Origin of the sequence: Prescottella subtropica (genome assembly GCF_005434945.1) — a bacterium.
Classification (GTDB): domain Bacteria; phylum Actinomycetota; class Actinomycetes; order Mycobacteriales; family Mycobacteriaceae; genus Prescottella; species Prescottella subtropica.
The window spans coordinates 85,695-96,954 of record NZ_SKCH01000013.1; the positions used below are offsets into that span (position 1 = coordinate 85,695).

Annotated in this window: 13 protein-coding genes; 9 read left to right on the plus strand and 4 right to left on the minus strand. The window is 70.5% G+C overall.

Translation table 11 applies throughout. The features are described 5' to 3' along the window. The 3 genes from E0497_RS13280 to E0497_RS13290 all read right to left on the minus strand — a co-directional run bounded on the left by E0497_RS13280 (position 1) and on the right by E0497_RS13290 (position 1,814). On the minus strand, positions 1-381 hold the full coding sequence (locus E0497_RS13280; protein ID WP_137725270.1) for a VOC family protein: 381 nt from the start codon (positions 379-381) through the stop codon (positions 1-3). Between the two features lie 18 nt (positions 382-399). Continuing rightward, the gene (locus E0497_RS13285; RefSeq protein ID WP_137725271.1) at positions 400-834 is read right to left on the minus strand and encodes a hypothetical protein; all 435 of its coding nucleotides are present in this window, start codon (positions 832-834) and stop codon (positions 400-402) included. Positions 835-920: 86 nt separating this feature from the next. Then, the gene (locus E0497_RS13290; protein WP_137725272.1) at positions 921-1,814 is read right to left on the minus strand and encodes a 1,4-dihydroxy-2-naphthoyl-CoA synthase; all 894 of its coding nucleotides are present in this window, start codon (positions 1,812-1,814) and stop codon (positions 921-923) included. Between the two features lie 51 nt (positions 1,815-1,865). On the opposite strand from E0497_RS13290, the gene E0497_RS13295 reads away from it, so the two are divergent. The 7 genes from E0497_RS13295 to E0497_RS13325 all read left to right on the plus strand — a co-directional run bounded on the left by E0497_RS13295 (position 1,866) and on the right by E0497_RS13325 (position 7,639). After that, complete coding sequence (locus E0497_RS13295; RefSeq protein WP_137725273.1) at positions 1,866-2,486, plus strand: PaaI family thioesterase; 621 nt, start codon at positions 1,866-1,868, stop codon at positions 2,484-2,486. Next, positions 2,483-3,487, plus strand: coding sequence for an o-succinylbenzoate synthase (locus tag E0497_RS13300; RefSeq protein WP_137725274.1), 1,005 nt, complete (start codon positions 2,483-2,485; stop codon positions 3,485-3,487). The genes E0497_RS13295 and E0497_RS13300 overlap by 4 nt, the downstream gene beginning before the upstream one ends. A 47-nt stretch (positions 3,488-3,534) precedes the next feature. Then, on the plus strand, positions 3,535-3,981 hold the full coding sequence (locus E0497_RS13305; RefSeq protein ID WP_137725275.1) for a DUF6918 family protein: 447 nt from the start codon (positions 3,535-3,537) through the stop codon (positions 3,979-3,981). A 166-nt stretch (positions 3,982-4,147) separates the two neighbouring features. After that, complete coding sequence (gene menD, locus E0497_RS13310) at positions 4,148-5,788, plus strand: 2-succinyl-5-enolpyruvyl-6-hydroxy-3-cyclohexene-1-carboxylic-acid synthase (protein ID WP_137725276.1); 1,641 nt, start codon at positions 4,148-4,150, stop codon at positions 5,786-5,788. Between the two features lie 7 nt (positions 5,789-5,795). Then, on the plus strand, positions 5,796-6,221 hold the full coding sequence (locus E0497_RS13315; protein WP_137725277.1) for a DUF3592 domain-containing protein: 426 nt from the start codon (positions 5,796-5,798) through the stop codon (positions 6,219-6,221). Between the two features lie 36 nt (positions 6,222-6,257). After that, positions 6,258-6,917, plus strand: coding sequence for a phosphatase PAP2 family protein (locus E0497_RS13320; RefSeq protein WP_241665860.1), 660 nt, complete (start codon positions 6,258-6,260; stop codon positions 6,915-6,917). 23 nt (positions 6,918-6,940) lie between these two features. Then, positions 6,941-7,639: a demethylmenaquinone methyltransferase gene (locus E0497_RS13325; protein ID WP_137725278.1), complete on the plus strand. Its 699-nt coding sequence runs from the start codon at positions 6,941-6,943 to the stop codon at positions 7,637-7,639. A 29-nt stretch (positions 7,640-7,668) separates the two neighbouring features. Here the strand turns inward: E0497_RS13325 and E0497_RS13330 are convergent, their stop codons facing one another. Then, positions 7,669-8,931 carry a geranylgeranyl reductase family protein gene (locus tag E0497_RS13330; RefSeq protein ID WP_137725279.1) on the minus strand — a complete coding sequence of 421 codons (1,263 nt, stop codon included), beginning with the start codon at positions 8,929-8,931 and terminating at the stop codon, positions 7,669-7,671. Between the two features lie 131 nt (positions 8,932-9,062). Here E0497_RS13330 and E0497_RS13335 point away from each other — a divergent pair, with 131 nt between their 5' ends. Beyond that, positions 9,063-10,091 carry a polyprenyl synthetase family protein gene (locus E0497_RS13335; RefSeq protein ID WP_137725280.1) on the plus strand — a complete coding sequence of 343 codons (1,029 nt, stop codon included), beginning with the start codon at positions 9,063-9,065 and terminating at the stop codon, positions 10,089-10,091. A gap of 117 nt (positions 10,092-10,208) precedes the next feature. Continuing rightward, positions 10,209-11,075 carry a zinc metalloprotease HtpX gene (gene htpX, locus E0497_RS13340; protein WP_137725290.1) on the plus strand — a complete coding sequence of 289 codons (867 nt, stop codon included), beginning with the start codon at positions 10,209-10,211 and terminating at the stop codon, positions 11,073-11,075. Positions 11,076-11,260 lie beyond the last annotated feature (185 nt).

Consider the following 11,260-nt stretch of genomic DNA (forward strand, 5'->3'; position numbering starts at 1 on the left):
TCAGCGCAGGTCCCGGCGGATCGGATGATCTTCCGGTATCTGCACCAGCACGATCGGGACGTCGTCGGGGTCCGCGATCCACATCTCGTGCAGGCCCCACGGTTCGATCCGTGGTTCCCGCACGATCGGGATTTCCGCTCGCACCAGTTCGGTGTGGGCGTCGGCGAGGCTGCGCACCTGCAGCCACAGGGCGCCGGTGAACGGTGTCTCGACCTCGGAGCCGCCGTGTGCGGTCACCTCGATCAGACCCTGCCCGGCGAAGAACACCGTCCCGCCCGGGTACTCGCGGGCGATCGCGAGCCCGAGTACGTCGCGGTAGAACGCCAGCGTCACCTCGTAGTCGCGGGGACGCAGAATTGTCCGGCTGCTGAGAATCTCCACGGTCACACCTTCCTGATCTCAGGGGCGGGACTCGTGGCCCGGGCGGCCGTGGGTGCGCCGGGCCTCCTTCATCTCCGCCTCGAACACGTGCCGGCGGCCGTCGACGATCTCGCCCCGGACGGTGCGCTCGTGTTCGCGGAACACCGACCAGTAGCCGTCGTCGAACTCCTCGAGGATCTGGAACGTCCACCGGCCGTCGAGGACGTTGCGGCCCACCAGGTCGGTGTCGAGCCGGTCCGCGGTCTCGACGTGCCCGGCCGCCCGCAACTGTGCGACGGCGTCCCCGAGTTGCCGGTCCGCCCGGCCCACCAGCTGATGGAACGCGTACAGATGTCCGCGCGCCTGCTCGACCGTCTCGAACGCCTCCGTCACCCGGCCCACGGCCTCGACCTCCGCATCCGTGACCCCGTCCGGGCGGCAATGCTCCGGTGCCGGGCGTTCACGGTCCGTCATGGATCCAGTGTGCCGGGGGAGGAGGTGCGGGCGTGTGATTGTGAAGGATTCCTCCCGGCAGGCGGCAGGAATCCTTCACGATCGGATCAGTAGTACCAGGGGTAGGGCGACCAGTCCGGGTCCCGTTTCTGCAGGAACGAGTCGCGGCCTTCGACGGCCTCGTCGGTCATGTAGGCGAGGCGGGTGGCTTCGCCGGCGAACAGTTGCTGGCCGACCAGTCCGTCGTCGGTGAGGTTGAACGCGTACTTGAGCATGCGCTGCGCCTGCGGCGACTTGCCGTTGATCTTGGTGCCCCATTCGATGGCGACGTTCTCGAGGTCGTCGTGGTCGACGACCTTGTTCACCGCGCCCATGTGGTGCATCTCCTCGGCGGTGTAGGTGTCGCCGAGGAAGAAGATCTCGCGGGCGAACTTCTGTCCCACCATCTTCGCGAGGTAGGCGCTGCCGTAGCCGCCGTCGAAGCTGCCCACGTCGGCGTCGGTCTGCTTGAACCGGGCATGTTCGCGGGATGCGAGCGTCAGGTCGCACACGACGTGCAGGCTGTGCCCGCCACCCGCGGCCCAGCCGTTGACCAACGCGATGACGACCTTCGGCATGGTCCGGATCAGCCGCTGCACCTCCAAGATGTGTAGGCGTCCGGCGCGCGCCGGATCCACGGTCTCCGCAGTCTCACCGGACGCGTACCGGTAGCCGCTGCGGCCGCGGATGCGCTGGTCGCCGCCGGAGCAGAACGCCCAGCCGCCGTCCTTCTCGCTGGGGCCGTTGCCGGTGAGCAGCACGCAGCCCACGTCGGACGTCATGCGGGCGTGGTCGAGGGTGCGGTACAACTCGTCGACGGTGTGCGGGCGGAACGCGTTCCGCACCTCGGGGCGGTCGAACGCGATGCGCACGATGCCCTCCGTGACGTGCCGGTGGTACGTGATGTCGGTGAGGTCCTCGAAGCCGGGGACGGGACGCCAGAGCTGCGGGTCGAAAGTCACGGACCCGAGGATAGGCGTCGGGCATGCCGGTCTCGGCGTTACCGTGCAGGAATGAGCGAACAGGTGCAGAACGACCGCCGGATCGGTTTCCTCGACTTCACGCCGACGGAGGCCGGACCGCACTACGGACGGTTCGTCGAGTCGTTGCGCCGGCTGCAGGACCTGGCCGTCTCCACGCACCTGCCCGACGACGACCTCGCCGACGTCACCGCCCGCATCGACGCGCTCGGTGACCTGCTCGAGCCGTACCGGGTGCCGGAGGGGCGGTCCCCCGCCGGATTCAACCGGCACCTGCCCGGACGTGGCAGCCTGCTGCTGTTGCCGTGGCTGTTCGAGCAGGTCGACGCCGACGGGGTCCGGGCGCGCGGCGTGTTCCGGATGTTCCATCGCGGCGGTAACAGTGCCGCGCACGGCGGCACCATCGGGCTGCTGTTCGACGACATGCTCGGCATGATCGTGCACGCCGCCGGGCATCCCATCGCCCGCACCGGCTACCTGCACGTCAACTACCGCAAGGTCACCCCGATCGAGACGGAACTGGTGGTCGAGGGCCGGGTGGACCGCGTCGACGGCCGCAAGATCTATTGCAGCGCGGAACTGCGCGACCTCGGCGGCGCCGTGCTCGCCGACTGCGAGGCCCTCATGGTCGAGTTGCTGCCGGGGCAGCCGTGACCGCGTTCCCGACGCTCGACGACGTCCTGTCCGGGGCGCGGGTGGTGAGCCTGCCGATGCGGGTCCGGTTCCGCGGCATCACCGTCCGGGAGGCCGTCCTGTTCGAGGGGCCCGCCGGGTGGGGAGAGTTCGCGCCGTTCCCCGAATACGACGACGCCGAGGCCGCGCACTGGCTGCGGGCCGGACTCGAGGCCGCCTGGCTGGGCGCCCCGACGCCGGTGCGTGACCGGATCCCCGTCAACGCGACCGTCCCCGCCGTCGCACCGGATCGGGTGCCGGAGATCCTCGCGCGTTTCCCGGGTGCGACGACTGCCAAGGTGAAGGTCGCCGAGAAGGGGCAGAGCCTCGCCGACGACGTCGCCCGCGTCGCCGCCGTCCGTGCGCTGATCCCGACCGTGCGGGTCGACGCCAACGGCGGCTGGAACGTCGACGACGCGGGGACCGCACTGACCGCGCTGACCGCCGACGGACCCCTCGAATACGCCGAACAGCCGTGCGCGAGCGTCCCGGAACTCGTGGAGGTGCGGCGCCGACTGCCGGGTGTGCCGATCGCCGCCGACGAATCGATCCGCCGCGCCGACGACCCGTTGAAGGTGGTGCGGGCCGGCGGCGCCGACATCGCGGTGGTCAAGGTGCCGCCGCTCGGCGGAATGCGCCGCCTACTCGCCCTCGCCGACGAACTCGCAGGTCACGGCGTCCCCGTCGTGGTGTCCAGCGCCCTCGACACCGCCGTCGGGATCGGTGCCGGACTGGCCGCGGCCGCCGCGCTGCCGAACCTGCGGCACGCGTGCGGACTCGGCACCGGCGGCCTGTTGGCCGCCGACGTCACCGCACGGCCGCGGCGCATGTCCGACGGCATGCTCGACGTGTCACCCGTCGCCGCCGACCCGGATCGGCTCGACGAATTCGCCGCGCCGCCCGACCGCACCGCATGGTGGCTCGACCGGGTTCGCCGCTGTCACGAACTGCTCGCCACCAGCGGCGACACCCCGTTCGTATAGTGTCGTGCCCGCCCGAAATGGACCAGTCGATAACGGAGGCATGGAAAGTGGTTGCAGCGCTGAAGGACACCCTGCTGGACGACGCTCGGATTCCCGCGGTTCGCGCGGACGTCGAGGCGCTCGTCGACGCGGAGGTCGCGGACAAGAGTGGCATGTCCGGAATGGCGCTCAAGGGCGGCTACGGTGCCGTCAAGAAGGTCGGGCCGTCGATCGTCCCGGACGCCGTCGAGGGACTCCTGCCGGAGTTCGTCGTGCGGCTCGAGCCGTTCTGGCAGGAATTCGCCGGCAGCGGTGAGGGCAGCTTCGCGGCGTTCCTGACCGCCCGCGGCGACGCGGTCGCCGACGCCCTGCTCGGTGTCACCGACGAGCGCATCGAGAACAGCGACAAGGGCGCGATCAAGAGGGTCTACTCGACGCTGCGCCCGTCGGCGAAGAAGCACGTGATCGAGGCACTCCCGCGCCTCGGTGATCTGGTGCAGAAGCACGCAGCGTAGGCGCTTCGCGCTGTGCGCCTTTTTGGTAGTAGCTACTACCAAAAAGGCGCACAGGCGGCGCAGCCGCACCGCTCGCTGGGTTCGGCCGCGATGCCGAGGATCGTGAACTCGTCGTCGCGTCCACCCTCGCGGCGGGCCGGTCGCCACGTCTGCCAATCTGGAGGGCGTGAATCCGTCCACTGCACAGGCCACTGCCGTCGTCGACGAACTGATCCGTGGTGGGGTGCGTGAGGTCGTGCTCTGTCCCGGTTCGCGGAACGCGCCGCTGGCGTTCGCGTTGCAGGCCGCCGACGCTGCCGGACGGATCCGTCTGCACATGCGGATCGACGAGCGCACCGCCGGTTTCCTGGCGATCGGGTTGGCGGCGTCGAGCGGCGATCCGGTGCCGGTCGTGATGACGTCGGGCACCGCGGTCGCGAATCTGGGGCCGGCCGTGCTCGAGGCGAACTATGCGCGGATCCCGCTGATCGTGCTCAGCGCCAACCGCCCGTACGAGATGCTCGGCACCGGCGCCAACCAGACCGTCGAACAGTTCGGGTTGTTCGGCAGTCAGGTGCGGGCCGCGATCAGTCTGGGTCTCGCGGAGGAGGCCGGTGACGAGTCGCAGCGCGGCATCCGGTTCGACGAGCAGAACAGTCAGTGGCGCAGCGCGGTGTGCCGGGTCCTGGCAGCCACCCGCGGCACCCGCTCCGGCAACGCCGGGCCCGTCCAGTTCGACATTCCGCTGCGGGAACCCCTCGTCCCCGATCTGCAGGCCCGCGGCCTGGTCCCCGGAGGCCGGCCCGACGGCGGTGCGTGGACGACGACGACCGATGCCACCCTCGACGTCCCGATGGACCTCGACATCACCGCCGACACGGTCGTGATCTCCGGGCACGGTGCCGCGTATCGGCCCGAGTTGGCGGGGCTGCCGACGGTCGCCGAGCCGACCGCGCCGCTGCACGGTGTCCCGCTGCATCCGCTGGCGTTGCCGCAGCTCAAGCCGAGGCAGGCGATCATCACGGGACGTCCGACGCTGCACCGTCCGGTGTCGAAGCTGCTGGCCGACCCGTCGGTCGCGGTGTACGCGCTCACCACCGGCCCGCGCTGGCCCGACGTGTCCGGCAACGTCCGGGCGACCGGCACCCGGGCGGTCGTCTCGGGCACCCCGGACGCGGCGTGGCTGGAGCGGTGCCGGCACCTGTCCGAGCATGCGGACAAGGCCGTCCGGTCCCAGTTGGCGTCGTACCCGAAGACCACGGGCCTGCACGTTGCGGCGACGGTCCTGGACGCGGTCGCCGATGGTGACCAGTTGCTGCTGGGGGCGTCGAATCCGGTGCGGGACGCGGCCCTGGTCGGCTATCCGCGGCGCGGGGTGAAGGTCCTGTCCAATCGGGGTGTCGCGGGTATCGACGGCACGGTGTCGACGGCGGTGGGGGCGGCGCTCGCGTACGAGGGGCGCACGATCGCGCTCCTCGGGGATCTGACGTTCCTGCACGACGCGTCCGGGCTGCTCGTCGGCACCGGGGAACCGCGGCCGGCGGATCTGACGATCGTCGTGGCCAACGACGACGGCGGCGGCATCTTCGAGTTGCTCGAGCAGGGCGACCCGCAGTATGCGGGCGTGTTCGAGCGGGTGTTCGGCACCCCGCACGGTATGGACCTGGCGGCGCTGTGCGCCGCCTACCGGATCCCGCACACCCATGTGCCGCTGCCCGATCTGACGGCCGCACTCGCCGCCGAGAACCACGGTATCCGGGTGCTCGAGGTGGCCACGGAGCGGTCCGGGCTGCGGGATCTGCACGCCGCGGTGCGGGCGCAGTTGTGAGGCCGGCATGAGTTCGAAGGTCGCGCACCGCACGTTCGTCGGTGTCGTCGTCGCCGCGGTCGGGATCTCGGTGCTGGCGGTGCTGCTGGTGCTGGCGGCGTGGCGCAACGACCACACCATCGAATCCGACATGGGGACGGCGACCGCGGAGGTGTTGTCGGCGGGGTCGCTGCGGTCCGCGGTCAGTTTCGTCACCCCGGACGGCGTCACCCACAACCCGAAACTCGGGGTGCTGTATCCGACGCACCTGACGGCCGGGCAGCGCATCGACGTCGAGTACGCGCGCAGCGACCCGGATCTGGTGCGGGTCGCGGGCCGGGACGCGTCCGTCGCGATCGTGCCCGCCGGTTCGGTGATCGTCGTGACGTGGCTGGTCGTGACCCCGGCGCTGTTCGTGCTGCGCCGCCGCGCCCGCGACACGCAGGGTTCCTGAGACGGTCACTCAGGAACGGTTTCTATCCTCGGTCCAATGCGAACGAGTGCGAAGTCGGCGGAACGCGCCGGAATGATGCTGATCGCGGCCGCGGTCGTCGTCGTGGGGCTCTACCTGCTCAAGGGTGTCAGCGGCGCCCTCTACCGCGCGATCGTCCCGCACACGGCCGAGTTGCCCGGTGTCGGACTGATCGCCGACGGCGGGCTGCTCGTCCTCGTCGCCGTGTACGCGGTCCTCGCCGTGTACCTGTGGCGCAACCGGCCCACCCAGCTCGGTGACCTGCTGGTCGGCGGCGTCGGGGTGGTCGTCGCGTACGTGCTCAGCGAGGTCGTCAAGTCGTTCGTGAGCGAGGACCGGCCGTGCCGGACCCAGGTGGCGCTGCCGGACTGCCCGGCCCCCGGCGACTGGTCGTTCCCCAGTAACCACACCGTCATCGCGGTGGGTGTCGCGACCGCGATCGTCCTCGCCTCCGACGCCGTGCTCACGGCGCTGCAGCGCTGGCTCGTCATCGCCCTCGCCGCCCTGATCGGCCTGGCCCGTGTCCTGCAGGGCGTGCACTACCCGCACGACGTGCTCGCCGGCGCGGTCGTCGGATCCACCGTCACGATCGCAGTCGTCGTGCTGCTGGTGCCGTGGGCGCGCAGTCGGGCGCAGTCACTCCGCGGCCGGGCACCGGCGGCGGACGTCGAGTCGTGAGCGGGTTGATAGCGTCTCCGACCGTGGCACACACTCACGGATCGCGGGCCTCGCTCGACAAGAAACCGCACGAGGTCGCGTCGATGTTCGACGACGTCGCCGAGCGCTACGACCTGACGAACACCGTCCTGTCGTTCGGTCAGGACCGCCACTGGCGTACCGCGACCCGCGCCGCCCTCGACCTGAAGCCGGGGGAGCGGGTCCTCGACCTCGCCGCCGGCACCGGGGTGTCGACCGTCGAACTCGGACGGTCCGGCGCGTGGGTCGTGGCCACCGACTTCTCCACGGGCATGCTGAAGGCCGGTGTCGGACGCAACGTCCCCATGGTCGCGGGGGACGCCATGCACCTGCCCTACGCGGACGGCGTGTTCGACGCCGCCACCATCTCGTTCGGCCTGCGCAACGTCTCCGACTTCGACGCGGGTCTGCGCGAGATCGCCCGCGTCACCAAGCCGGGCGGACGCCTCGTCGTGTCCGAGTTCTCCACCCCGGTGTTCGGGCCGTTCCGCACGGTCTACATGGAGTACCTGATGAAGGCGCTGCCGCGGGTCGCGCGCGCCGTCAGCAGCAACCCGGACGCGTACGTCTACCTCGCCGAATCCATCCGGGCGTGGCCGACGCAGGAGCAGCTCGCCGAGCGCATCGCGGCCGCCGGCTGGAAGAACGTTCAGTGGCGCAACCTCACCGGCGGCATCGTCGCTCTGCACCGTGCCACCCGGTGAGCTCGCTCACGTGCCCCCGGTGAACCTGTTCAGCTGAACGGCGCCCGCTGATCGATCCGCAGCGACGCCGCGCCGGACGTCCGCCACGCGCGGGCCACGGTGTCGGCGTCCGCGTCGGTGACGAGGTTGCCCATCACCCGCACTGCGACGCCCATCAGGGCGCGGGAGCGCAGCGCCACCGGGCCGGATGCCGGCAGGAACCGCGGCAGAGTCAGCAGGTTCGCGAGCCTCCGCGCGATGGAGAACGCGTGCCCGTAGTGCTCGCGCAGCAGCGTCGGCCACGCGTGCGTCCAGTCGTCGGCGTCGAGGATGCCGGCGACCAGGCGTCCGCCCTCGAGCCCGTAGTCGATGCCCTCGCCGTTGAGCGGGTTCACACACGCGGCCGCATCCCCGATCAGCGCCCAGTTGCGTCCTGCGACGTTCGACACGGCACCACCCATCGGCAGCAGCGCCGACGCCACCGCCCGCAGGTCCCCGTCGAGCCGCCATTCGTCGCGACGCTGCGACGTGTACAGGTCCAGCAGCGGTCGCAGCGCACCCGGCGCCGGCCGTTTCGCGGTCGCGAGCGCCCCGACCCCGATGTTGATCTCTCCGGTGCCGAGCGGGAACACCCAGCCGTAGCCGGGCTGCAGCGCCCCGTCGGCGTCCCTCAGCTCGAGGTGCGACGTGATCCACGGGTCGTCGCTGCGCCCGGATGTCACGTACGCGCGTGCCGCCACCCCGTACACGGTGTCCCGGTGCCACTGCCGGCCCAGCTGCTTGCCGAGCGTCGACCGCACCCCGTCGGCGACGATCAGCTTGTCGCACGCGACGGTGTGCGTGCCCGACGCGGTCCGCAGCGTCACCGACCGCACCCGGCCGCCGTCGCGGTCGACGCCGATCGCTTTGGCGCCCTCGATCATTCGGGCACCGGAGGAGATCGCGGTCCGGCGCAGCCGGTCGTCGAGTTCGGTGCGGGGGACCGCGCTGCCGACTGCGGGCAGATTCCCGCCGGGCCACGGCAACTCCAGCTCCTGCCCCCAGCCGGTGAGCCGCAGGCCACGGTTGACGGTGCGGCCGCGCACCCACTCGCCGAGTCCCAGCCGGTCGATCTCGGCGACCGCACGCGGCGTCAGCCCGTCCCCGCACGTCTTGTCCCGCGGAAACTCGGCCGCATCGACGAGCAGGACGTCCCGGCCGTCGCGGGCCGCCCACGCCGCGGCCGACGACCCGGCCGGACCGGCACCGACGACGAGGACATCGGTGCGCGACGGGAAACGATCGGACGGGTTCGGGGCAGGATCGGCCAGCACCCCAGTATGGTCTCAGGCCGACGCGCCGACCGCCCCCGAGGGCAGGTGTGGTGAATGCCGGTACTACCGCTAGGTTCACTACCGTGGTTTCAGCGTTTTCCGCTCCTTCGGGTGCGGCACCGACTACAGGAATGGGTACGGACATCGTGAGCACTGAGTCGCCCAGCACGGTCGTCGCCGGAGTCGATCTCGGCGACCAGCAGCTTGCGGACGTCGTGCGCGACGGACTCGCCAGCGTCGAGGAGCTCCTGGTCAGTGAGCTGTCGGACGGTGAGGATTTCCTCACCGAGGCGGCCCTGCATCTCGCGAAGGCCGGCGGCAAGCGGTTCCGCCCCCTGTTCACGATCCTCACCGCGCAGCTCGGACCGAAGGGCTCGGACCCGGCGGTCGTCACCGCCGCCACCGTCGTCGAACTGGTCCATCTCGCGACGCTCTACCACGACGACGTCATGGACGAGGCCACGATGCGCCGCGGCGCACCCAGCGCGAACGCCCGCTGGGGCAACAGCATCGCGATCCTCGCCGGCGACTACCTGTTCGCGCACGCGTCGCGGCTGGTGTCGACGCTCGGCCCGGAGGCGGTGCGGATCATCGCGGAGACGTTCGCCGAACTCGTCACCGGGCAGATGCGGGAAACCATCGGGGCCCGTGAGCAGCAGGACGCCGTCGAGCACTACCTGAAGGTGGTGTGGGAGAAGACCGGTTCCCTCATCGCGGCCAGCGGCCGTTTCGGCGGCACGTTCTCCGGGGCCGACGCCGACCAGATCGCCCGCCTCGAGCGTCTCGGCGACGCCGTCGGCACCGCCTTCCAGATCGCCGACGACATCATCGACATCTCGTCGGCGGCCGAACAGTCCGGGAAGACCCCCGGCACCGATCTGAGGGAGGGCGTCCACACGCTGCCCGTGCTGTACGCGCTGCGTGAGGAGGGCGCCGACGCCGATCGTCTGCGGGTCCTGCTCGACGGTCCCGTCACCGACGACGACGCCGTCGCCGAGGCCCTCGAACTGCTGGACCGGTCGCCGGGCATGGTGGCGGCCAAGACGAAGCTCGCCGAGTACGCCGACCGGGCCCGCACCGAACTCGCGCAGCTGCCGCAGGGCCCGGCCAACGACGCCCTCGTCCGACTCGTCGACTACACCGTTCGACGCGTCGGATGACGTCCCACTGAAGTAGCGTTCGAGCCGGTCCGGGAACCGATCTCCCGGGCCGGCTCGTTGTCGTGTCGGGGTGCCGTTGCGGGTCCGGTCGGGCGGCCTACAGGGAAGAGGCGAGTGGTGCACGGTTACGCGAACGGTGCCAAGACATTCGGTCTGCTGGTCGGCATGTCGGCGTTGATCATCTTCATCGGCTCCCTGTTCGGGAACCGGACCATCCTGCTGTTCTCGATCCTGCTGGCGGTCGGAACCAACGCGTACGCCTACTTCAACAGCGACAAGCTCGCGTTGCGGGCGATGCACGCCCAACCGATCACCGAGGTACAGGCCCCGGTCATCTACAAGATCGTGCGTGAACTCGCGACCACCGCGCACCAGCCGATGCCGCGGCTGTACATCAGCCCCACGGCGGCCCCCAACGCGTTCGCGACCGGACGTAATCCCCGCCACGCGGCCGTGTGTTGCACCAGCGGCATCCTCGACATCCTCGACGAACGGGAACTGCGGGCCGTCCTCGGGCACGAGCTCTCGCACGTCTACAACCGCGACATCCTCATCTCGTCGGTGGCCGGCGCGATGGCGGCCGTCATCTCCGGTCTCGCGAACATGGCGATCTTCGCGAACATGTTCGGTGGCGGACGAGACGGGCAGAGCGCCAACCCGCTCGCCTTGCTGCTGGTGTCACTGCTCGGCCCGATCGCGGCGACCGTCGTCAAACTCGCGGTGTCCCGGTCCCGGGAATATCAGGCCGACCAGTCGGGTGCCGAACTCACCGGAGACCCGTTGGCGCTGGCGTCGGCGCTACGCAAACTCGAGCGCGGCACGCAGGCCGCACCGCTGCCGCCCGAACCACGGATCGCCGCCCAGTCGCACATGATGATCGCCAACCCGTTCCGGGCCGGCGACAAGGTCGGCAAGCTCTTCTCCACCCATCCGCCCATGGCGGACCGCATCGAACGCCTCGAACGGATGGCAGGAGGGCGCTAGCGCGCCTGTGCGCCTTTTTGGTAGCTGCTACTACCAAAAAGGCGCACAAGCAGCTCGGCTGCCTAGTGGTCGTCGGCGTTAGTTCGTCGGGGGTCAGGCGGCCTCCCCGAGTTCCGGAGCAGGCGCGTCCGGTTCGTGGCGCCGGAGCCGCGCCAAGTAGTCGTTGAGATCCGCGCGGGTGTACC